This window comes from Microbacterium meiriae (assembly GCF_040702565.1).
Taxonomy (GTDB): Bacteria; Actinomycetota; Actinomycetes; order Actinomycetales; family Microbacteriaceae; genus Microbacterium; species Microbacterium meiriae.
In genome coordinates, this window is the sequence record NZ_JBFBLJ010000002.1 from 873057 (window position 1) to 894266 (window position 21210).

Genomic DNA, 21210 nt, shown 5'->3' on the forward strand with positions numbered 1-21210 from the left:
TAGAAAACACATGGCCACTGGCACTGTGAAATGGTTCAACGCAGAGAAGGGCTTCGGCTTCATCGCTCCCGATGACGGCACCGAAGACCTCTTCGCCCACTACTCGGCTATCGCCGGCTCCGGTTTCAAGGAGCTCCGCGAGAACCAGAAGGTCGAATTCGACGCTGAGCGTGGCCCCAAGGGCATGCAGGCGGCGAACATCCGCGCTCTCTGAGCGTGCGCTGACTTCCTGAAGCCGGCCGGATCCGTACGGGTCCGGCCGGCTTTTTCGTTGCCCCGACACCTTCGAATCGCCCACTTTGCGGCATCCGGGCGCCGGATGGGACAAGGTGAGCGATTCGAAACGGGAGTGAGGCAGCCCTAACCTCCGTGTTAGATTAGGCGAGGCTTACCAAAGGCCGGACGCTCTCGCGTCGACACCCCATCTCCCATCCCGAAGGGAACGCCTGTGCGCACCTCTCGACTTCTCGCCCTCGGCGCGGCCGCCGCGCTCGCCGTGACGCTCTCCGCCTGCTCGTCCTCCGCGCCGGAGTCGACCGCGTCCGCCGGGAGCAACCCGGCCTCCGACGACGCGTTCCCGGTCACCATCGAGCACGTCTACGGCGAGACGACCATCGACGAGAAGCCCGAGCGCGTGGCGACCATCGCGTGGGCGAACCACGAGGTGCCCCTGGCCCTCGGCATCATCCCGGTCGGCATGAGCAAGGCCACCTGGGGCGACGACGACGACAACGGCATCCTGCCCTGGGTGGAGGAGAAGCTCGACGAGCTCGGCGGCGAGACCCCGGTGCTCTTCGACGAGACCGACGGCATCGACTACGAGGCCGTGGCCGACACCGAGCCCGATGTCATCCTCGCCGCCTACTCCGGCCTCACGCAGGAGGAGTACGACACGCTCTCCAAGATCGCCCCGGTCGTCGCCTACCCCGACGTCGCGTGGGGCACGTCCGTCGACGACATGGTCGAGATGAACTCCAAGGCCCTGGGGCTCGAGGCTGAGGGCGAGGCCCTGATCGAGGACCTGCACGCCGACGCCGACGCCGCCCTCGCGGCCAACAGCGCGCTCGAGGGCAAGAAGGTCATCTTCGCGTTCTTCGACCCGAGTGACCTGAGCGTCATCACCTACTACACCGCGGCCGACACGCGCCCCGGCTACCTGCACGATCTCGGCCTGCCGTTCCCCGCCATCGTGGAGGAGAACAAGGACAGCGAGCAGTTCTACCTCGAGGTGAGCGCCGAGGAGGCGCAGAAGTTCGACGACGTCGACGTGCTCGTGACCTACGGCGACGACTCCACCCTCGCCACGCTGCAGGCCGACCCGCTGCTGTCGAAGATCCCGGCCATCGCGGAGGGCCGCGTCGCGATCCTCCCGGACGCCACCCCCATCGCCGCATCGGCGAACCCGTCGGCGCTGTCGATCCCGTGGGGTCTCGAGGACTACCTGGCGATCCTCGCCGCGCCGCTCGCGAAGTAAGCCCCGCGTCCGCCCCCCAGCGGAGAGTCGTCGTGATCTCAGCACCCGTCCTCGCGCCGGACGCCGCCACCCTGCGGCGTCCGGCGGTGGTGCGCACCCTCTGGCTGCTCGCCGGGGTCGGTGTGATCCTCGTGCTCGTCGTGCTCTCGGTGTCGTTCGGGGTGCGGGCGGTCACCCTCGACGACATCCTCGCGGCGCTCTCCGGGCAGTCGGACACGATCGCTCAGGCCGCGGTCGTCAAGCGCATCCCCCGCACGGTGCTCGCGCTCCTCGTGGGGGCGGCCCTCGCCCTCGCCGGGGCGACCATGCAGGCCGTCACGCGCAACCCCGTCGCCGACCCCGGCATCCTGGGGGTCTCGAACGGCGCCTCGTTCGCGGTCGTCCTCGGCATCGCGTTCTTCGGGCTCAGCAATCCCTACGGGCAGATGGCCTTCGCGATCGTCGGCGCCGCGGCGGCCGCCGTGTTCGTCTACACCGTCGGCTCCCTCGGCCGTGGCGGGGCCACCCCGCTCAAGCTGGCCCTCGCGGGGGCGGCGACCTCCGCCGCGTTCGCCTCGCTCATCAGCGCGGTCATGCTGCCGCGGGTCGACCTGCTGCAGACGTTCCAGTCGTGGCAGATCGGCGGCGTCGGCGGGGCGGAGTGGCCGCGGATCGCGATCACCGCGCCGGTCCTCGCGGTCGGCGCCCTCATCTGCTTCCTGTGCGCACGGGGCATGAACTCCCTCGCCCTCGGCGACGACATGGCCAAGGGGCTCGGCGAGCACGTGCTGCGCACCCGGATGCTGTCGGCCCTCGGCGCGGTCATCCTGGCCGGCGCGGCGACGGCGATCGCGGGGCCGATCGGGTTCGTCGGGCTCATCGTCCCCCACATGTGCCGGATGCTCGTGGGCACAGACCACCGCTGGCTGCTGCCGTTCTCGGCCCTCGCCGGCGCCGCGCTGCTCACCGCGAGCGACATCGTCGGACGCGTGATCTCGCCGTCCTCCGAGGAGATCCAGGTGGGTATCATCACGGCGATCATCGGGGCGCCGTTCTTCATCTGGATCGTCCGCCGACAGAAGGTGCGGGAGCTGTGAGCACGACCGAGCACACCCTCGTCCGCGGCGACGAGTCCGCCGCCGCCCGCACCGCGCGTGTCATCGCCGGCCGCCGGGCACGCCACCGCCGTCATGCCGTGGTCACCGTCGCGCTCGGGGCCGTCGTGGTCGTGCTCTTCACGGTGGCGCTCATGGTCGGCAACACGTTCTACCCGCTCGACGAGGTCGTCCGCGTGATCCTCGGCGAGACGGTGCCCGGCGCCTCGTTCACGGTCGGCGACCTGCGCCTGCCGCGCGCCGTCCTCGCCGTCCTCACCGGCCTCGCGTTCGGTATGGCGGGCGTGACGTTCCAGACCATGCTGCGCAACCCGCTCGCCTCGCCGGACATCATCGGCATCTCGAACGGGGCCGGCGCCGCCGCGGTGTTCGGCATCGTCGTGCTCTCGCTCAACGGCCCCGCCGTCTCACTGCTCGCGCTCGTCGGTGCCCTCGTCACCGCGCTGGCGATCTACCTCCTCGCCATCAAGGGCGGCTTCGCGGGCACCCGCCTCATCCTCATCGGGATCGGCGTCGCGGCGATGCTGCAGAGCGTCATCTCCTACCTGCTGTCCCGGGCCGCGAACTGGGACATCCAGACCGCGATGCAGTGGCTCACCGGCAGCCTCAACAACGCGTCGTGGGAGCGGGTGCTGCCGATGGCGATCGCCGCCGCGATCCTCGTGCCGCTGCTGCTCTCGCAGGGCCGGGCGCTGGGCACGCTCCAGCTCGGGGACGAGTCCGCCGCGGGGCTCGGCGTGCGGGTCACCGCCACGCGCCTCGTCTTCATCCTCGGCGCCGTGGCCCTCCTCGCCTTCGCGACCGCCGCCACCGGGCCGATCGCGTTCGTCGCGTTCATGGCGGGACCCATCGCCGCGCGGCTCACCGGTCCCGGTGCCACGCTGCTGCTGCCCAGCGGCCTCGTCGGCGCGGTGCTCGTGCTCGGCGGCGACCTCATCGCCCAGTTCGCGCTCGGCGCGCGGTACCCGGTCGGCGTGGTCACCGGCGTCGTCGGCGCGCCGTACCTCATCTACCTGCTCATCCGCACCAACCGCACCGGAGGCTCGCTGTGACCGCCGCCCACCGCCTGTCCGCCGAGGGGGTCACCCTCTCCTACGGCGACCGCACCGTGGTCGAGGGCCTCGACCTGCAGATCGCGCCGGGGAAGATCACCACGATCGTCGGCGCCAACGGCTGCGGCAAGTCGACGCTGCTGCGCGCCCTCGCCCGCCTGTTGTCGCCGGGGGACGGGGAGGTCGTGCTCGACGGGAAGTCCATCCACGCCCGCCCCACGAAGGAGGTCGCGCGCATCCTCGGCCTGCTGCCGCAGTCGCCCGTGGCCCCCGAGGGCATCGCCGTCGCCGACCTCGTCGGTCGCGGACGTCATCCCCACCAGCGGGCGCTGTCGCGGTGGAGCGCGCACGACTACGAGGTCGTCGCCGACGCCCTGGACGCGACCGGGATCAGCGACCTCGCCGACCGCAGCGTGGACGAGCTCTCCGGCGGTCAGAGGCAGCGCGTCTGGATCGCGATGGCCCTCGCGCAGGAGACCGACATCCTGCTGCTGGACGAGCCGACGACGTTCCTCGACGTCGCCCACCAGGTCGAGGTGCTCGACCTGCTCACCGACCTCAGCGTCGCGCGCGGCACCACGATCGTCATGGTGCTGCACGACCTCAACCTCGCGGCGCGCTACGCCGACGAGCTGGTCGCCATGAAGGACGGTCGCGTGCACGCGATCGGCGCCCCGCAGGAGATCGTCACCGCCGAACTCGTGCAGGAGGTCTTCGGCCTCCCCAACCAGATCACCATCGACCCGGTCTCCGGCAAGCCGATGGTCACCCCCATCGGAAGGCATCATGTCCGCTGAATCCACCACGACCGAGCGCCCGACCTACATCCTCACCCGCGCCGAGGTGCGCGGCGTCGACCGCGTCTCCCCGTCGTTCGTGCGGGTGACGCTCGGCGGCGAGGAGCTCAGCGAGCTGGGGACGCCGGGGGAGGTGTACGACAGCCGGGTCAAGCTCGTCTTCCCGCCCGCGTCCGGCGTGCTCGCCGAGATCGACCGGTCGACGTACGACTGGTGGGGCTCGTACCTGTCCGTCCCGGAGGAGGAGCGCGGCTCGATGCGCACCTACTCCGTGCGCGAGCTGCGGGTCGACGACGACGGCCGCACCGAGGTCGACATCGACTTCGTGCTGCACCTGGAGCCGGGGCTCACCGGTCCGGCCTCGCGGTGGGCGAGCACCGCCGCGGTGGGTCAGGAGCTGTGGCTGGTCGGCCCGCGCCGCGGCGTCGTCGCGCACGGCGGCGCGGAGTACGCGCCGGGGGCGGCGACCTCGGTGGTCCTCGTCGGCGATGAGACCGCGGCCCCCGCCATCGCCCGCATCCTGGAGGACGCCCCGCGTGACCTCCGCGGCGTCGCGTTCATCGAGGTGCCGTCGCCCGCCGACGTGCTCGCGATCGACGTGCCGGCCGGGGTCGACGTGCACTGGCTCCCGCGCGACATCGGCGAGCCGCACGGCCTTCGCCTCATCCCCGCGGTGCTCGAGTATCTGGGGGACGACGACGCCGGGGACGAGATCCGCGTCACCGACATCGAGGGGGAGGACCTCCTGTGGGAGACCCCCGAGTACTCGAGCCTGGGGGAGGAGATCCCCCGTGAGGACGACCGCGCCGGCCGCTACTTCTGGATCGCGGGCGAGAGCGGTGTCGTGACGACGCTGCGTCGGCACCTCGTGAAGGACCTCGGCGTCGACCGCGCACAGGTCGCGTTCATGGGCTACTGGCGCCGCGGCGTCGCGATGCGGGGCTGAGATGACCGAGGCCATCGATCGCCACAGCCTGGAGGGGGAGTCCCTCGTCCTCGGCTACGGCCGCACCCGGGTCGTGCACGACGTATCCCTGCGCCTCGCGCCGGGCCGGGTGACCACGCTGATCGGACCGAACGGCAGCGGCAAGTCGACCGTCCTCCGCGCTCTCGCGCGGCTGCACCGCATCGAGGCGGGGACCGTGCGCGTCGGCGGCGCGGAGTCGCGCGACGCCGCCGCCCTCTCCGCCAAGGAGTTCGCGAAGACCGTCGCGATGCTGTCGCAGTCCCGGCCGCACCCGTCCGGGATCGAGGTCTCCGACGTCGTCGCCTACGGCCGCCACCCGCACCGCGGACGGTTCTCCGGCGTGAGCGACGCCGACCGAGCGGCCGTGGCGCGCGCCCTCGCCCTCACCGGCCTCTCCGCCATGGCCGCCCGTCCGGTCGACCAGCTCTCCGGCGGCGAGCTGCAGCGCGTCTGGCTGGCGACCGCACTCGCCCAGGACACCGGGGTGCTGCTGCTCGACGAGCCGACCAACCACCTCGACCTGCGCTACCAGGTGGAGACCCTCGACCTGGTGCGGGAGCTCGCCGACGACCACGGCACCGCGCTCGGCGTCGTGCTGCACGACCTCGACCACGCCGCCTCGGTCGCCGACGACGTCGTGCTGATGCACCGCGGCCGGGTCCACGCGGCGGGGGCGCCCGCCGAAGTGCTCACCGGCGAGAACCTCTCGCACGTGTACGGCCTGCGCATCGACACCGCCCTCGACGAGGAGACCGGGCTGGTGCGGGTGCGTCCGCGCGGTCGCCACCACGGTCGCCTCCGCGCCCCCTCCGCCTCCTGATCCCGACCCCTGAAGGAACCACCGATGAAGAAGACCTCCCTCGCCGTGCTCGCCCTCGGCGGCGCCCTCACCCTCGCGCTCGCCGGCTGCGGCACCACGCAGACGCCGTCCGCCGAGGGATCGGACGCCCCGACCTCGACGAGCGCGGGCTGCACGGACGACACCACGAGCACCTCGACCGGGGCGGTCTCCGTCACCGACGACCTCGGCCGCACGGTCGAGCTCGACACGCCGGCCGAGCGGATCGCGGTGCTCGAGTGGCAGCAGATCGAGGACGCCCTGTCGCTGTGCGTGACGCCGGTCGCGGTGGCCGACGCCGAGGGGTACAGCACCTGGGTCACCGCGGAGGAGCTGCCGGAGGGCGTCGTCGACGTGGGCACCCGCCAGGAGCCGAACCTGGAGACGCTGTTCGGCACCGACCCCGACCTCGTGATCGTCGAGGTCAGTGCCGCGGACGACCCCATCGTCGCGCAGCTCGAGGCCTACGACGTGCCCGTGCTCGCGACGATCGGCGCCGATGCGAAGGACCCGATCGCCAAGATGCTGAACACCTTCGACCTCATCGCCCAGGTCACCGGCCGCGGGGAGCGGGCCGACGTCGTCACCGAGGAGTTCCAGGAGCACCTCGACACCGCGAAGGCCGAGCTCGCCGACCGCGACCTCGCCACCACCGACTTCGTGTTCTTCGACGGCTGGGTCGACGGCGGCAACGTGGCGCTGCGTCCGTTCGGCCAGGGCTCGCTCGTCGGCGAGGTGGGCGAGGAGCTCGGGCTGACGAACGCCTGGACCGGCGAGGTCGACCCCGTGTACGGCCTCGGGCAGACCGATGTCGAGGGCATGACGACGGTCGGCGACGCGAACCTGTTCTACACCGGCACCGCGGACCCGGATTCCGAGAGCTTCGTCGACGCCCTCGCGGACAACCCCGCGTGGACCTCGCTCCCCGCGGTGGCGGAGGACCGCCTGACCGCGTTCCCGGCAGGTATCTGGACCTTCGGCGGCCCGCGCTCGACCGCGCAGATCATCGACGGCTACCTCGAGGTGCTCTCGAAGTGACGGAGACCCTCCGCCTCGACGACGCGACGGCGACCGCGGAGCCTGACGCCCCGGCGTCCGCCGTCCGCGTGGGGGCGGAGGGTCGGAAGCCCGCGGTGTGGACGGGCGTCGGCGTGCTCGTCGCTCTCGCCGTCGTGCTGGTGGCGGTCGCCTGCTGGCACCTCACGCAGGGCACGAGCGGCGCGGTGTTCGCCGACGCCGACGTCCTCTGGGGATCGCGGGTGCCGCGGCTCGCCGCCGGCGTCGCGGTGGGCGTGGCCCTCGGCGTCGCCGGCATCCTGCTGCAGTCCCTCGCCCGCAATGCCCTCGCGTCACCCGACACGCTCGGCGTGACCGCCGGGGCCTACCTCGCCGTCACGGCGCTCGCCGCGTTCGGGATCGCCGTGCCGGTGTGGGCCTCCGGGGCGGTGGCGTTCGCGGGCGGCATCGTCGCCGCGGGCATCGTGCTCGGACTCGCCGGAGGGGCGGGGTCGTCCACGACCCGCCTCATCCTCGCGGGCTCTGCGCTGGCGCTCGCCTTCCAGGCCGCGACCTCGACCCTGCTCATCCTGTTCGACGAGGAGACCAAGGGACTGCTCGCCTGGGGGAGCGGGAGCCTGTCGCAGCTTGGACTCACCGCGTTCCTGCAGGCGGCTCCGGTCGTCGTGGTCGTCACGGTGCTGGCCCTCGTGCTCGCGCGGCGCCTCGACATCCTGTCCCTGGGCGACGACACCGCCTCGTCGCTCGGCGTGCCGATCCGGTCGACCAGGACCATCGGGATCCTCCTCGCGGTCACCCTCACGGCGGTCGCGGTGACGCTCGCCGGGCCGATGGGCTTCGTCGGGCTGTGTGCGACGGTGCTCGCGCGGCTGCTGACGCGGGTGGTGCCAAGCCTGAACCGCCATCTGCTGCTGATCCCCGCGTCGGGGCTCCTCGGCGCCCTCGTCGTCATCCTCTCCGACGCCCTCCTGCGCGCGCTGATCGGCGCGGAGGCCGCGATCCTCATCCCGACCGGCGTCGCGACGACGCTGCTCGGCGCGATCGTGCTCGTGCTCATGGCCCGACGCCTCCGCGACGCCGGTCCCACGCGCGAGCCTCCGCGGGTGCGCTTCGGGGTGCGCAGCCGCCTGCGCTTCCGGATCACCCTCGCCCTCGTCGCCCTCGGCGTGGTCGGGGTGCTGCTGCTCGGACTGCTCGCCGGGCACACCTGGCTGCTCACCGGCGACATCGCGCTATGGCTGCAGGGGCAGGCTCCCGCGCCCATCGCCTTCGCCCTCGACGAGCGCGCGCCGCGGATCGTGGCCGCCGTGGTCGCCGGCGCCGCGCTCGCGCTCTCCGGCGCCGTGATCCAGGGGGTGAGCCGCAACCCGCTCGCCGACCCGGGCATCCTCGGCGTCACCGGCGGCGGCGGGCTCGGCGCGGTGCTGGTGATCACGAGCATCACGTCGTCGACGGGCGGGATGATCGCGGGAGCCGTCACCGGCTCGCTGCTCGCCTTCGCCCTCGTCTACCTGCTGTCGTGGCGGGGCGGCCTGAACGCGGACCGTTTCCTGCTCATCGGCATCGGGGTCTCGTACTTCACGGTCTCCCTCACGACCTTCTTCCTGCTGCGCTCGAACCCGTGGGACACCCCGAAGATCTACACCTGGCTCTCCGGGACGACGTACGGGCGGGTGTGGGAGCAGGTCATCCCGCTGGCGATCGTCCTCGTGATCGCGGTGCCGTTCGTGGTGATGAGTCGCCGGGAGCTCGACGTGCTGTCGCTCGATGAGGACACCCCGCGACTGGTCGGCATCCGGCTGGAGCCCGTCCGGTTGACGCTGCTGCTGGTGGCGGCCGTCCTCGCGGCGCTGAGCGTGACGGCGATCGGGGTCATCGGCTTCGTGGGGCTCGTGGCGCCGCACGCGGCGCGGGCCCTGGTGGGCGCGCGGCACTCGCGAGTGATCCCGACGGCGGTGCTCCTCGGCGGGCTGCTCGTGGGCATCGCGGACACGATCGGCCGGACGGTGATCGCCCCCGCGCAGCTTCCGGCGGGTCTCGTGGTCGCGCTGATCGGTGCCCCGTACTTCGTCTGGCTGCTCTGGCGCTCCCGCTGACCCGCTTCGAATCGCCCGAATGGCCCCATCTCCAGAGGAAATGGGGCCATTCGGGCGATTCGAACGAGGGTTACCGGGCCAGGAACTGCGTCAGGGCGGCGTTGACCTCGTCGGCGTGGGTCCAGAGGAGGCCGTGCGGGGCGCCCTCGACCTCGACGTACTCGGCCTCGGGGACGGCCTGGTGGAAGCGGCGGGCGGTCGCGTCGATCGGCAGGATGTTGTCCTTGGTGCCGTGCAGGATCAGCGTGGGCTTGGCAGCGGCGGCCACGGCCTTCACGTCGTCGCGGAAGTCCTCGATCCAGGTCGGGACCACGGCGTAGGCGGCGACCGGGGCGCTGGTGACGGAGAGGTTCCAGTTCGCGTCGACGACCTGCTGGCTGATGCGCGTGCCGAGGTTCTCGTCGAGGTTGTAGAAGTCCTTGTAGAACTGGGTGAACCACGCGTAGCGGTCGCCCTTGGCGGCGGCCTCGATCCCGTCGAAGACCCCCTGCGGCACGCCCTCGGGGTTGTCGTCGCGCTGCACGAGGAAGGGCTCGAGCGACGCGAGGAAGGCGAGCTTCGCGACGCGCTCGTGGCCGTAGCGGCCGACGTAGCGGGCGAGCTCGCCGGTGCCCATGGAGAAGCCGACGAGCACGACGTCGCGGAGGTCGAGGGTCTCGAGCACGGTGTTCAGATCGGCGGCGAAGGTGTCGTAGTCGTAGCCGGAGCCGACCTTGGAGGACTGTCCGAAGCCGCGGCGGTCGTAGGTGATGACGCGGTACCCCTGGGCGAGGAGCTCGCGGGTCTGGCGCTCCCAGCTGTGCCCGTTGAGCGGGTAGCCGTGGATCAGCACGACGGGCTGACCGCTGCCCTGGTCTTCGTAGTAGAGCTCGATCGGGGTGGTGTTCTCGGTGCCGACGGTGATGTAACCCATGATGTGTTCCTTCCGATGCCGGTGAGAACGATCGTTCTCGCCTGATGTGATCAATCTAGAGAACGTTCGTTCTCATGTCAAGTAGACTTCTGGACATGACCGAAGACGAGGCGCGCGAACGCATCCTCTCCGCCGCGGAGGAGCTCTACTACCGCAAGGGCTATGCGGCGGTCGGCATGGACGAGCTCCGGTCCGCCGCCGGGGTGTCGCTGCGGCGCCTCTATTCGCTGTTTCCGGCGAAGACGGACATCGTCGCGGCGGTGCTGACGCGGAAGCACGCCGAGTGGGAGCAGGGGCTCACCGCCGCCGTGGCGCAGAGCGGCGACGACCCGCGCGCCCGCCTCCTCGCGGTCTACGGCTACCTGGAGGACTGGTTCTGCAGCGACGGGTTCCGGGGCTGCGCCTTCATCAACGCATTCGGCGAGCTCGGGGGCACGAGTCCCGAGGTCGCCGGCATCGTCCGCGCGCACAAGGCGTCGTTCCAGCAGTACATGGCGGAGCTCGTCGCGGCGACCGGCGCCCCGGTGGGCCTGGCCGCCCAGCTCTCTCTCCTCGCGGAGGGCGCGCAGAGCACCGCGGCCATCGGCGCCGACCCGGAGGCCGCCGTGCACGCACGCCGCGCCGCCGAGGTCCTGATCGACGCCGCCCTCGCTCCGGCCTGATGCCCATTCGCTAACCTGGTTAGCGAAACGAAGGGGCGCTGTCAAGGCCACTCCCTTCCGTCCCCGTCCGGCGTAGGGTGCGGGCATGGAGACCTCGACGAAGGGCATCGCCCGCCAGAGCCTCGTGATCGCCGCCGCCGTGTTCATGCTGATCGCCGCGGCCATCGGCGCCGGCGCCTTCGGCGGTGACTCCGTCGATGAGCTGCAGAACGGCGCGCTCTCGGCCCAAGGCTCGTACCTCGCCCCCGCCGGACCGGCCTTCTCGATCTGGTCGCTCATCTATGTGGGACTCCTCGCCTACACCGTGTGGCAGGCGCTCCCCGCGCAGCGCCGCGACGAGCGACAGCAGGCGGTCGGCGGCTGGATCGCCCTCTCGATGGTGCTCAACGGCCTCTGGCTCGTGACCGCGCGCTACCTGACGCTGTGGCTGACCGTGCTCGTGATCGCGCTCCTGCTCGCGACGCTCGCCCGCGTCATCGTGCTCCTCGGCCGGTTCCCCGCCCGCAATCTCGCTGATCGCCTCCTCACCGACGGGGCCAACGGCCTGCACTTCGGCTGGGTCACCATCGCGACGGTCGCCAACACCGCCGCCTGGCTCACCCAGACGGTCCCGGAGATCGGAGCGGGTGCCCCCGACGCTTGGGCCGTCGCCGTGCTCGTGGTCGTGCTGGTGATCGGCGCCGCATCGGCCTGGTTCACCGGACGCCTCGCGCCGGCGCTCGCGACCGCCTGGGGTCTGAGCTGGCTCGCGGTCGGGCGTCTCACGGGCGAGCCGGAGAGCACGCCCACCGCCGTTACCGCGATCATCGTGGCCGTCCTGCTCGTCGTCGTCGGTGTCGTGGCGGTCCTCCGTCGGCGTCGCGTCGCGGGCACGCACGACCGCGCGCCGCTCGGTCGCTAGAGGACCAGCCGGTAGCCCATTCCTGACTCCGTCAGCAGGTGGACGGGCGTCGAAGGCTCGCGCTCCAGCTTCTTGCGGAGCTGGGACATGTAGAGCCGCAGGTAGCCGGAGTCGGACACCTGGGCACTGCCCCAGATCTCCTTGAGGAGATCCTGCCGGGTCACCAGCGCGCCCGGATGCCGCGCGAGGTGCTCGAGCATCCGCCACTCGGTCGGCGTGAGGTGCACCCGGGTGCCGGCGCGGGTCACGGTCTTCGTGGCGAGGTCGACGACGACGTCCCCGAACGCGACCACGGACTCACCGTTCGCGGCGACCGCGCGGCGGGAGAGCGCCCGCAGCCGGGCCAGCAGCTCGTCGACCTGGAAGGGCTTCGTGACGAAGTCGTCCGCCCCGGCGTCCAGCGCCTCCACCTTGTCGGCGGAGCCCGTCCGCCCCGACACGACGATGATGGGCACGCTCGTCCAGCCGCGGAGCGCCTGGATCACCTCGATGCCGTCGAGGCGGGGCATGCCGAGGTCGAGCATGATGAGGTCGGGATGGCTCTGCGCTGCGGCGGCGATCGCGGCGGCGCCGTCGGCGGCCACGACGACCTCGTAGCCGTGCGCCGCGAGGGTGATCCGCAGCGCCCGCACCATCTGCGGGTCGTCGTCGGCGATGAGGAGCTTCACTCCGTCCCCTCCGTGTCGGAAGACCCTGCGGCGAGCGGCAGGGAGATGACCATGGTGAGTCCGCCCCCGGGGGTGTCCTCCGGTGTCAGGCTACCGCCCATGCCCTCGGTGAATCCGCGGGAGAGGGCGAGCCCGAGCCCCAGCCCGGTCGTGTTGTCGGTGTCGCCGAAGCGCTGGAACGGCTGGAAGATCGCATCGCGCCGCTCGGGGGCGATCCCCTCGCCGCGGTCGACGATCCGGATCTCCGCCCGATCGCCCAGCCGGCTGCTCGACACGAGCACACGGCTGCCCGCCGGCGCGTGCCGGTGGGCGTTGGCGAGCACATTCACGAGCACGCGCTGGAGCAGCACCGGGTCGGCGTGCAGCGGCGGGAGGTCGGGGTCCAGGGCGAGCTCGACGTCGGCGGGGCCGAGACCGAGCTCGTCCACCGCGGCGAGCACGGGGCCGGCCGCGTCGATCCGCTGGGCCGAGACCGCGAGCACCCCCGCCTCCACGCGGCTCACGTCGAGGAGATCGGTGACGAGGGCGGAGAGGGTCGCGAGGCTCTCGTCCGCGGTCTCCAGCAGCTCCGCGCGGTCCTCGGCGGACAGCCCGTGCGCGCCGCGGAGCCCGCCGATCGCGGCGACCGCCGAGGCCAGCGGCCGACGCAGATCGTGACTGACGGCGGAGAGCAGGGCGCTGCGGACCTGGTCGGTCTCGGCGAGGGCTTCCGCCTCCCGTGCGGTCGCGCGGAGATCGGTGTGCTCGATGGCGGCGGCGAGCTGGGCGACGATCGCGTCGAGCAGCCGGCGCTCCGGACCGGCGATCGGCTCGCCGTTGAGCTCCAGCACGGCGCGCGGGCCCCCACCGGACGCGACTCCGACCGGGATGGTCGTGGCGCGGCCGTCCGGTACCGGCTCGCCGTCCCTGGCCAGCACCTCGCCGGAGGGGGTGAGCAGCCGCACCCCGCTCAGGCCGAACGCCTCCCGCGTGCGGCTGACGAGGGCGAGCACGGCGTTGTCGCCGCGGAGCACGTTCCCGGCGACGGCCGCGAGGAGCTCCGCCTCGGCGGTCGCCCGCTGCGCGGTCCGCGCCCGGCGGGCGGCCTGGTCGACGATGAGGCTCACGAGGATCGCGATGATCACGTAGAGGGTGAGCGCGAGCACGTGCAGCGGGTGCGCGATCGTGATCGTGAACAGCGGGGCGACGAAGAGGAAGTCGAGGGTGATGCCGGAGAGCACCGCCGCGAACACGGCGGGACGGATGCCGCCGATGAGGGCGACCACCACGACGAGCAGCTGGTAGGCGAGCACCTCCGCCGTGATCGACTCGGGGCTGCGGACGGTGAACATCAGCCAGGACAGCAGCGGGCCGAACACGAGGGCCACGCCGAAGCCCAGCGCCTGCCGACGCCAGCCGAGCGCACCGCCGGTGATGCGGGGGAGGGCGAGCCGGCCGCCCGCCGCGGCGTGGGTCACGATGTGCACGTCGATGTCGCCCGAGCGGCGGATGACCTCGGCGCCGATCCCCGGCCCGGTGAGGGCGGCGGCGAGGCGGCCGCGCCGGCTCACCCCGATCACGAGCTGCGTGGCGTCGGCACCCTGCGCGAACTCGACGAGCGTCGCCGGGATGTCGTCCCCGACCACCTGGTGGTACGTGCCGCCGAGGGACTCGACGAGGGAGCGCTGCGCGGCGAGGGCGCCGGGGGTCTCGTCGCGCAGTCCGTCCTGGGCGGTCACGTGCACGGCGAGCAGCTCCCCGCCGGCGGAGCGTGCGGCGATGCGGGCCCCGCGGCGCAGCAGCGTCTCGCCCTCCGGGCCGCCGGTGAGGGCGACGACCACCCGCTCGCGCGCCTGCCAGGCTCCCGCGATGCCCTGTTCCGCGCGATAGCTGCGGAGCGCGCTGTCGACCTCGTCGGCGAGCCACAGCAGGGCGAGCTCCCGCAGGGCGGTGAGGTTGCCGAGCCGGAAGTAGTGCGAGAGGGCGGCGTCGACCCGCTCAGCGGGGTAGACGAGACCTGCGGCGAGCCGGTCGCGGAGCGTCTGCGGTGCGAGGTCGACGACCTCGATCTCGTCGGCGGCGCGGACGACCGCGTCCGGGATGGTCTCGCGCTGGGCGATCCCGGTGATCTTCTCCACGACCGCGTTCAGCGACTCGATGTGCTGCACGTTCACGGTGGTGACGACGTCGATCCCCGCGTCCAGCAGCTCCTCGACGTCCTGCCAGCGCTTGGGGTTCCGCGAGCCGGGGGCGTTCGTGTGCGCGAACTCGTCCACCAGAGCGATCTCCGGGGCGAGGGAGAGCACCGCATCGAGGTCGAGCTCGGAGAGGGTGACCCCGCGATGGGCGTCCTCGCGCCGCGGCACCTCGGGAAGCCCGGAGGTGAGGGCGGCCGTGGCCGCACGGCCGTGGGTCTCCACGATCGCGATGACCACGTCGCGGCCTTCGTCGCGGAGCCGCCGACCCTCGGCGAGCATCTCGAAGGTCTTCCCGACGCCCGGCGCGGCGCCGAGGAGGACGCGCAGTCGTCCGCGGCGGTTCCGGTCCGTCGCGGGGCGCGGCGGCCGCTCTGCGCTCATGCACCCTCCCGGTCGTCGAGTGCGAGATTCAGCTCCGCGACGTTGATGCGCTCCTCGCCGAGGAACCCCAGGTCCCGCCCTTGAATCCTAGACTCCACGAGGGCCCGCACCTCGTCTTCGGACAGGTCGCGGGCGGCGGCCACCCGCGGCACCTGGAGCAGGGCGTACGCGACGCTGATGTGCGGGTCGAGGCCGGAGCCGGACGCGGTCACGGCATCCGCGGGGACCGCGGACGGATCGATGCCCACTCTGGCGGCGACCTCGGCCTTCCGCGCGGCGATGGCGGCGACGAGGTCGGGGTTCTCCGGCCCGAGGTTGCTGCCGCCGGACGACGCCCCGTCGTACCCGTCGCCGGCCGCCGAGGGGCGGGACTGGAAGTACTCGGGCAGGGCTTCGCCGTCGGCATCTGTGAAGGACTGGCCGAGGAGCGCGCTGCCCCGGTCGCCGGGGAGCATCGAGCCGTTCGCCTGTGCGGGGAGGAGGAGCTGGCCGATGCCGGTGACGAGCAGCGTGTACCCGACGCCGAGGACGAGGGTGAGGACGAGCATCGCGCGGACGGCGACACCGGCGGTGCGCATCGTGGTGCGGGTGGTGGACGACATGGCGTTCCTTTCGAGCCCGGTCAGAAGCCGGGGAGGAGGCTGACGAGGAGGTCGATGAGCTTGATGCCGAGGAACGGGGCGATGACGCCGCCGAGGCCGTAGACGAGCAGGTTCCGCTGCAGGATCTGCGAGGCGCTCGCCGGCCGGTACTTCACGCCGCGCAGCGCGAGCGGGATGAGGAACACGATCACGATGGCGTTGAAGATGATCGCGCTCGTGACCGCGGAGGCCGGGGAATGCAGCTGCATGATGTTCAGTGCCGCGAGTCCGGGGAACACCCCCATGAACATCGCCGGGATGATGGCGAAGTACTTCGCGATGTCGTTCGCGAGCGAGAACGTCGTCAGCGCGCCGCGGGTGATGAGCAGCTGCTTCCCGATGCGGACGATGTCGATGAGCTTGGTCGGGTCGGAGTCGAGGTCGACCATATTGCCGGCTTCCTTGGCCGCCGAGGTGCCCGTGTTCATCGCGACGCCGACGTCGGCCTGGGCGAGCGCGGGAGCGTCGTTGGTGCCGTCCCCGGTCATCGCGACGAGACGTCCGCCCTCCTGTTCCCGGCGGATGAGGTCGAGCTTGTCCTCCGGGGTGGCCTCGGCGAGGTAGTCGTCGACGCCGGCCTCGGCCGCGATGGCCTTCGCGGTGAGGGGGTTGTCTCCGGTGATCATGACCGTGCGGATGCCCATGCTGCGCAGCTCGTCGAACCGCTCTCGGAGGCCGTCCTTGACGATGTCCTTGAGGTGCACGACCCCGAGGATCCGCGCGTCCACAGCCTGGGTCCCTGAGCCTGTCGAAGGGCCTGAGTCCGGCTGGGTCCCTGAGCCTGTCGAAGGGCCTGAGTCCGGCTGGGTCCCTGAGCCTGTCGAAGGGCCTGAGCCTGTCGAAGGGCCCTGCACCGCGACGACGAGGGGCGTGCCGCCGCCCGAGGCGACGTCGTCGGTGAGGGTCGCGAGCTCGGGGCCGGGGGTCTGCCCCAGCCAGGCCGCCACGGCCGAGGCGGCACCCTTGCGGATCTGCGTGCCGTCGGCGAGGTCGAGACCACTCATGCGCGTCTGCGCCGTGAACGGGACGACGACGGCGTCCGCCGGGGCCTCCACCCGGATCCCGCGGGCGGCGGCGAGTTCGACGATCGATGCGCCCTCCGGCGTCGGGTCGGCGAGCGAGGAGAGGGCGGCGGTGCGCAGCAGCTCCTCGGCGTCCACCCCGGTGAGCGGCAGCACGGCGTGGGCGCGGCGGTTGCCGTGGGTGATCGTGCCGGTCTTGTCGAGGAGCAGCGTGGTGACGTCGCCCGCGGCCTCCACCGCCCGCCCCGACATCGCCAGCACGTTCCGCTGCACGAGCCGGTCCATGCCCGCGATGCCGATAGCGGAGAGGAGCGCGCCGATGGTGGTCGGGATGAGGCAGACGAGCAGGGCGATGAGGACGGGGATGCTCACGGGCGACGCGGCGTACGACGCGATCGGGTTCAGCGCGAGGACCACGACGACGAAGACGATCGACAGGCTCGCGAGGAGGATGTTCAGCGCGATCTCGTTCGGGGTGCGCTGTCGGCTCGCCCCCTCGACGAGGGCGATCATGCGGTCGACGAACGTCTCGCCGGGCTTCGACGTGATGCGCACGACGATCCGGTCCGACAGCACCCGGGTGCCGCCGGTGACAGCACTGCGGTCGCCGCCGGACTCGCGGACGACGGGGGCGCTCTCGCCGGTGATGGCCGACTCGTCGACCGTCGCGATGCCCGCGACGATGTCGCCGTCGCCCGGGATCAGTTCGCCCGCGGAGACGATCACGAGGTCGTCGCGCTGCAGCTCCGCCGACGACACCGTCTCCGTCGGCGCTTCGACGAGCTCAGCGACCCACCCGGCGCCACGCTGGGTCCCTGAGCCCGCACCCTGGGTCCCCGAGCCGATGTTCTGGGTCCCTGAGCCTGTCGAAGGGCCCACCACCCGCCGCGCCATCGTCTGGGTGCGGGTGTTCCGCAGGCTCGCGGCCTGGGCCTTGCCGCGCCCTTCGGCGACCGACTCCGCGACGTTCGCGAAGAACACGGTCAGCCAGAGCCAGAGCGCGATGCCCCAGGTGAACGCCGCCGGGACGGGGGTGCCGCCGGAGGAGGCGGGCCCGCCGAGGAAGGGCTCCGCGATCGCGAGGACGGTCGTGAACGCGGCGCCGACCCAGACGAGGAGCATCACGGGGTTGCGGACGAGCGTCGCGGGGTTGAGCTTCCGGACGGCACCGGGGAGCGCCTGCACGAGCTGGGCGCCGCCGAAGGAGCGCGGCGGACGGGCGGGGACGGCAGGGGCGTCCTGCTGTTCCGGAGGGGTGGTGAGGAGGGTCATGGTCAGAGTCCTTCGGCGAGCTGTCCCAGTGCGAGCACGGGGAAGTAGGTGAGGGCCGTCACGACGACGGTCACGGTGAGGAGCAGGCCGACGAACTGCGGCCGGTGGGTGGGGAGCGTGCCGGTCGTGGCCGGCACCCGCTCCTGCGCGGCGAACGACCCGGCGAGAGCCAGCACGAGCACGATCGGGAGGAATCGCCCGAGCAGCATCGCGACGCCCAGGGCGGTGTTGAACCACGGAGTGTTCGCGGTGAGCCCCGCGAACGCGGAGCCGTTGTTGTTCGCGGCGGAGGTGAACGCGTAGAGCACCTCGCTCATGCCGTGCACCCCCGGGTTGAGGATGCTCGTGGACTCCACGTCCTCCCGGATCCCGGGGATCGCGAAGCTCAGGGCCGTGCCGCCGAGGACGAGCACCGGGACCACGAGGATGTAGAGGCTCGCGAGGGTCATCTCCCGCGGTCCGATGCGCTTCCCGAGCCACTCCGGGGTGCGGCCGACGAGCAGCCCGCCGACGAAGACCGCGACGATCGCGAGCACGAGCATCCCGTACAGACCGGAGCCGACGCCGCCCGGAGCGACCTCGCCGAGCATCATGTTCAGCATCGGCATCATGCCGCCGAGCGCGGTGTACGAGTCGTGCATCGAGTTCACGGCCCCGGTCGAGGTGAGGGTGCTCGCGCTGCCGAAGAGGGTCGAGCCGAGCATGCCGAAGCGCTGCTCCTTGCCCTCCATCGCCGCCCCGGCGAGCTCGGGGGCGGAACCGCGTCCCGCCAGCTCCAGCGCCGAGAGCGCGGCGAGCGAGGCGAGGAACAGGGTGCCCATGACCGCGACGATCGCGTAGCCCTGCCGGTGGTCGCCGACCAGTCGGCCGAACGCGCGGGGGAGGGCGAACGGGATCACCAGGATCAGCAGCACCTCGAGGAGGTTCGTCCACCCGGTCGGGTTCTCGAAGGGGTGGGCGGAGTTCGCGTTGAAGAAGCCGCCGCCGTTGGTGCCGAGCAGCTTGATGGCCTCCTGCGACGCGACCGGACCGCCGGGGATCGTCTGCGTGCCGCCGGAGACCGTGGCGACGTCGGTGAAGCCGTTCACGTTCTGGATCACGCCGCCCGCGAGCAGGGCCACCGCGCCGATCAGGGCGAGCGGGAGGAGCAGCCGCCCCAGGCCGCGGGTGAGGTCGACCCAGAAGTTGCCGATCGTCGCGGAGCCGCGGCGCGCGAGCCCGCGGACGAGAGCGATGGCGATGGTGAGGCCGACGGCGGCGGAGACGAAGTTCTGCACCGTGAGGCCCGCGAGTTGCACCGTGTAGCCCATGGTCTGCTCGGGCGAGTACGACTGCCAGTTGGTGTTCGCGACGAAGGACGCGGCGGTGTTGAACGCGAGTCCCTCCGGCACGGCGGGCAGGCCCAGCGAGGCGGGGAGGAAGGCCTGGAGCCGCTGCAGCCCGTACACGAGCAGGAGCCCGACGAGGGAGAACAGCAGCACGCTGCGGGCGTAGGCTCGCCAGGTCTGCTCGGAGCGGGGGTCGACCCCGATCACCCGGTACAGCCCGCGCTCGAGGCGGAGGTCGCGCCCGGAGGTGTAGACGTGCGCGATGTAGTCGCCGAGGGGGCGGTAGAGGAGCACGAGTACGACCACGACGGCCGTGATCTGGAGGACGCCGTACAGGACCGTCGCGTCCATCAGAATCGCTCCGGGGCGACGAGCGCCACGACCAGGTAGACGACCGCGGCGACGGCGAGGACGGCGGCGAGGATCTCGAAGACGATCATGCGCGGTCCACCGCCTTGGCGATGAGGGACACGAGGGCGAACAGCGCCAGGGTCAGCGCGAGGTAGATGATGTCGAGCACGTCCTCGATCCAACTGCGCCGCCCGGCCGCATCCATCGATCCTCACGGTTCCCCTACGCCCGTCCCCCGGATGCATGCGGGTTGCTCACACCTCCTGCCTTCGAATCGCGCACCTGGTCCCCGACCCGCCGCCGATGCAGCCAGGTGCGCGATTCGAAAAGGTGGCGCCGGCCCTATGCTCACGAGGTGGGGATCGGACGGATGCGGGTCGGCGTCGGCGCAGGGATCGTCGCCGGGCTCGTCGTGATCGCGCTCGTGTGCGGGCTCACGGGCTTCCTGCCGCGCACGGATGCCGGTGCGCTCGGGGCGCGGATCGCGCCCGTGCTGGGGTTCGTCGTCGCGATCACGATCGTCGCCGAGCTCGCCCGTGATGCGGCGGTGTTCGACGTCGTCTCGCAGCGCCTCGCGCGCTGGGGGCGCGGCCGCGTGGTGGTGCTGTGGGCGCTGGTGGTCGTGCTCGCCGTGGTGAGCACCGTGTTCCTCTCGCTCGACACGACCGCCGTGATCGTCACCCCGGTCGTGGTGGTCCTGGCGCAGAGCATCGGTGTCTCGCCGCTGCCGTTCGCCCTGGCCACCGTCTGGCTCGCCAACACCGCGTCCCTCGCGCTGCCGGTCTCAAACCTCACCAACCTGCTCGCCGCGCCCGCGATGGGGGACGGCCCCGGGGCGTTCATCGCGCTGAGCTGGGCGCCCACGCTCGTGGGGATACTGGTGCCCGTCGCGATCCTCACGGTCCTGCATCGGCGCACGGTCTTCGGCGCGTACGAGACGCCCGTGGCGCGGCGCCCCGCCGACCCCCTGCTGTTCTGGAGCGCGACCGGCATCCTCGTGGTGCTGATGCCGCTGCTCGCGCTGACCCCCGACGTGTGGATCCCCGCCTCGGTCGCGGCTCTCGCCTTGATCGCGCTCTTCGCCGTCCGTCGTCGCCGGGCCCTGCGGCTCTCGCTCGTCCCGTGGCAGGCGCTCGCGCTCGCCGCGTCGCTGTTCGTGCTGGTCGAGACCGCGCACGCGCAGGGGCTGCTCGACTTCCTGACCTCGGCGACCGCGAACGGCGACTCTCCCGGCGACCTGTTCCGGCTCGCCGCGCTCGGGGCCGTGAGCGCGAACGCGATCAACAACCTCCCCGCCTACCTCGTGCTCGAACCCGCGGCAGGGGACCCGGTCGCCCTGATGGCCCTGCTGATCGGCGTGAACCTCGGTCCGCTCGTCACGCCGTGGGCCTCGCTCGCGACGCTCCTCTGGCACCATCGCGTGACGGCGCTCGGGGTGGAGATCCGCTGGGGCCGCTTCGCCCTCTGGGGGGCCGTCGCCGCGGTGCCCACCGTCGTCCTGGCCACGCTCGTCCTCTGACCCCGTTTCGAATCGCGCGCTCTGCTGCACATCCGGCCGA

The 21210-nt window shown here is 72.1% G+C and carries 19 protein-coding genes; 12 read left to right on the top strand and 7 right to left on the bottom strand.

Features of this window, described 5'->3' with window-relative positions; all coding sequences use genetic code 11:
* Positions 1-10: 10 nt before the first annotated feature.
* From AB0310_RS11660 to AB0310_RS11700, 9 genes are all read left to right on the top strand, one after another.
* On the top strand, positions 11-214 hold the full coding sequence (locus tag AB0310_RS11660) for a cold-shock protein (protein WP_025104028.1): 204 nt from the start codon (positions 11-13) through the stop codon (positions 212-214).
* Positions 215-448: 234 nt separating this feature from the next.
* Positions 449-1474 (top strand): iron-siderophore ABC transporter substrate-binding protein, encoded by a 1026-nt coding sequence (locus AB0310_RS11665; protein ID WP_366237302.1) that lies wholly within the window; start codon positions 449-451, stop codon positions 1472-1474.
* 32 nt (positions 1475-1506) lie between these two features.
* On the top strand, positions 1507-2550 hold the full coding sequence (locus tag AB0310_RS11670) for a FecCD family ABC transporter permease (protein ID WP_366237303.1): 1044 nt from the start codon (positions 1507-1509) through the stop codon (positions 2548-2550).
* Positions 2547-3620 (top strand): FecCD family ABC transporter permease, encoded by a 1074-nt coding sequence (locus AB0310_RS11675; RefSeq protein ID WP_187663036.1) that lies wholly within the window; start codon positions 2547-2549, stop codon positions 3618-3620. The genes AB0310_RS11670 and AB0310_RS11675 overlap by 4 nt, the downstream gene beginning before the upstream one ends.
* Positions 3617-4417, top strand: a complete 801-nt coding sequence (locus AB0310_RS11680) for an ABC transporter ATP-binding protein (protein ID WP_136051913.1) — start codon at positions 3617-3619, stop codon at positions 4415-4417. The genes AB0310_RS11675 and AB0310_RS11680 overlap by 4 nt, the downstream gene beginning before the upstream one ends.
* Positions 4407-5363 carry a siderophore-interacting protein gene (locus tag AB0310_RS11685; RefSeq protein ID WP_315638170.1) on the top strand — a complete coding sequence of 319 codons (957 nt, stop codon included), beginning with the start codon at positions 4407-4409 and terminating at the stop codon, positions 5361-5363. Before AB0310_RS11680 ends, AB0310_RS11685 begins: the two co-directional genes overlap by 11 nt.
* Before the next feature lies 1 nt (position 5364).
* Positions 5365-6204, top strand: coding sequence for an ABC transporter ATP-binding protein (locus AB0310_RS11690; protein WP_259954923.1), 840 nt, complete (start codon positions 5365-5367; stop codon positions 6202-6204).
* 24 nt (positions 6205-6228) lie between these two features.
* On the top strand, positions 6229-7260 hold the full coding sequence (locus tag AB0310_RS11695; protein WP_187663039.1) for an ABC transporter substrate-binding protein: 1032 nt from the start codon (positions 6229-6231) through the stop codon (positions 7258-7260).
* Entirely contained in the window at positions 7257-9335 is a 2079-nt protein-coding gene (locus AB0310_RS11700) for an iron ABC transporter permease (RefSeq protein WP_366237304.1), read from the top strand. The genes AB0310_RS11695 and AB0310_RS11700 overlap by 4 nt, the downstream gene beginning before the upstream one ends.
* 70 nt (positions 9336-9405) lie before the next feature.
* Here the strand turns inward: AB0310_RS11700 and AB0310_RS11705 are convergent, their stop codons facing one another.
* Positions 9406-10248, bottom strand: coding sequence for an alpha/beta fold hydrolase (locus AB0310_RS11705; protein WP_268777412.1), 843 nt, complete (start codon positions 10246-10248; stop codon positions 9406-9408).
* Between the two features lie 95 nt (positions 10249-10343).
* Between AB0310_RS11705 and AB0310_RS11710 the strand changes: the two genes are divergently transcribed.
* A complete protein-coding gene (locus AB0310_RS11710) occupies positions 10344-10910 on the top strand; it encodes a TetR/AcrR family transcriptional regulator (RefSeq protein WP_187663042.1) in 567 nt (188 codons plus the stop codon).
* Positions 10911-10995: 85 nt separating this feature from the next.
* Positions 10996-11811 (top strand): TspO/MBR family protein, encoded by an 816-nt coding sequence (locus AB0310_RS11715; protein WP_363444987.1) that lies wholly within the window; start codon positions 10996-10998, stop codon positions 11809-11811.
* Here the strand turns inward: AB0310_RS11715 and AB0310_RS11720 are convergent.
* From AB0310_RS11720 to AB0310_RS11745, 6 genes are read right to left on the bottom strand one after another with little or no spacing between them, the layout of a single operon-like run.
* The gene (locus AB0310_RS11720) at positions 11808-12479 is read right to left on the bottom strand and encodes a response regulator (protein WP_187663044.1); all 672 of its coding nucleotides are present in this window, start codon (positions 12477-12479) and stop codon (positions 11808-11810) included. The two genes, AB0310_RS11715 and AB0310_RS11720, sit on opposite strands and share 4 nt — an antisense overlap.
* The gene (locus AB0310_RS11725; protein WP_366237305.1) at positions 12476-15037 is read right to left on the bottom strand and encodes an ATP-binding protein; all 2562 of its coding nucleotides are present in this window, start codon (positions 15035-15037) and stop codon (positions 12476-12478) included. Before AB0310_RS11725 ends, AB0310_RS11720 begins: the two co-directional genes overlap by 4 nt.
* Positions 15034-15639: a potassium-transporting ATPase subunit KdpC gene (gene kdpC / locus AB0310_RS11730; protein WP_366237306.1), complete on the bottom strand. Its 606-nt coding sequence runs from the start codon at positions 15637-15639 to the stop codon at positions 15034-15036. Before kdpC ends, AB0310_RS11725 begins: the two co-directional genes overlap by 4 nt.
* Before the next feature lie 20 nt (positions 15640-15659).
* The gene (gene kdpB, locus AB0310_RS11735; RefSeq protein WP_366237307.1) at positions 15660-17972 is read right to left on the bottom strand and encodes an HAD-IC family P-type ATPase; all 2313 of its coding nucleotides are present in this window, start codon (positions 17970-17972) and stop codon (positions 15660-15662) included.
* A gap of 2 nt (positions 17973-17974) precedes the next feature.
* The gene (gene kdpA / locus AB0310_RS11740) at positions 17975-19651 is read right to left on the bottom strand and encodes a potassium-transporting ATPase subunit KdpA (protein ID WP_366237308.1); all 1677 of its coding nucleotides are present in this window, start codon (positions 19649-19651) and stop codon (positions 17975-17977) included.
* The gene (locus AB0310_RS11745) at positions 19651-19740 is read right to left on the bottom strand and encodes a potassium-transporting ATPase subunit F (RefSeq protein ID WP_036292752.1); all 90 of its coding nucleotides are present in this window, start codon (positions 19738-19740) and stop codon (positions 19651-19653) included. Before AB0310_RS11745 ends, kdpA begins: the two co-directional genes overlap by 1 nt.
* A gap of 281 nt (positions 19741-20021) precedes the next feature.
* Here AB0310_RS11745 and AB0310_RS11750 point away from each other — a divergent pair, with 281 nt between their 5' ends.
* Positions 20022-21170 (top strand): SLC13 family permease, encoded by a 1149-nt coding sequence (locus AB0310_RS11750; protein ID WP_522727341.1) that lies wholly within the window; start codon positions 20022-20024, stop codon positions 21168-21170.
* Positions 21171-21210: the final 40 nt, after the last annotated feature.

What these genes read in the sequence shown, in the direction of transcription:
- AB0310_RS11660 (WP_025104028.1), top strand. Translation starts at nt 11, where the DNA reads ATGGCCACTGGCACTGTGAAATGGTTCAACGCAGAGAAGGGCTTCGGC.
- AB0310_RS11685 (WP_315638170.1), top strand. Translation starts at nt 4,407, where the DNA reads ATGTCCGCTGAATCCACCACGACCGAGCGCCCGACCTACATCCTCACC.
- AB0310_RS11690 (WP_259954923.1), top strand. Translation starts at nt 5,365, where the DNA reads ATGACCGAGGCCATCGATCGCCACAGCCTGGAGGGGGAGTCCCTCGTC.
- AB0310_RS11695 (WP_187663039.1), top strand. Translation starts at nt 6,229, where the DNA reads ATGAAGAAGACCTCCCTCGCCGTGCTCGCCCTCGGCGGCGCCCTCACC.
- AB0310_RS11705 (WP_268777412.1), bottom strand. Translation starts at nt 10,248, where the DNA reads ATGGGTTACATCACCGTCGGCACCGAGAACACCACCCCGATCGAGCTC.
- AB0310_RS11710 (WP_187663042.1), top strand. Translation starts at nt 10,344, where the DNA reads ATGACCGAAGACGAGGCGCGCGAACGCATCCTCTCCGCCGCGGAGGAG.
- AB0310_RS11715 (WP_363444987.1), top strand. Translation starts at nt 10,996, where the DNA reads ATGGAGACCTCGACGAAGGGCATCGCCCGCCAGAGCCTCGTGATCGCC.
- AB0310_RS11725 (WP_366237305.1), bottom strand. Translation starts at nt 15,037, where the DNA reads ATGAGCGCAGAGCGGCCGCCGCGCCCCGCGACGGACCGGAACCGCCGC.
- kdpC (WP_366237306.1), bottom strand. Translation starts at nt 15,639, where the DNA reads ATGTCGTCCACCACCCGCACCACGATGCGCACCGCCGGTGTCGCCGTC.
- kdpB (WP_366237307.1), bottom strand. Translation starts at nt 17,972, where the DNA reads ATGACCCTCCTCACCACCCCTCCGGAACAGCAGGACGCCCCTGCCGTC.
- kdpA (WP_366237308.1), bottom strand. Translation starts at nt 19,651, where the DNA reads ATGGACGCGACGGTCCTGTACGGCGTCCTCCAGATCACGGCCGTCGTG.
- AB0310_RS11745 (WP_036292752.1), bottom strand. Translation starts at nt 19,740, where the DNA reads ATGATCGTCTTCGAGATCCTCGCCGCCGTCCTCGCCGTCGCCGCGGTC.
- AB0310_RS11750 (WP_522727341.1), top strand. Translation starts at nt 20,022, where the DNA reads ATGCGGGTCGGCGTCGGCGCAGGGATCGTCGCCGGGCTCGTCGTGATC.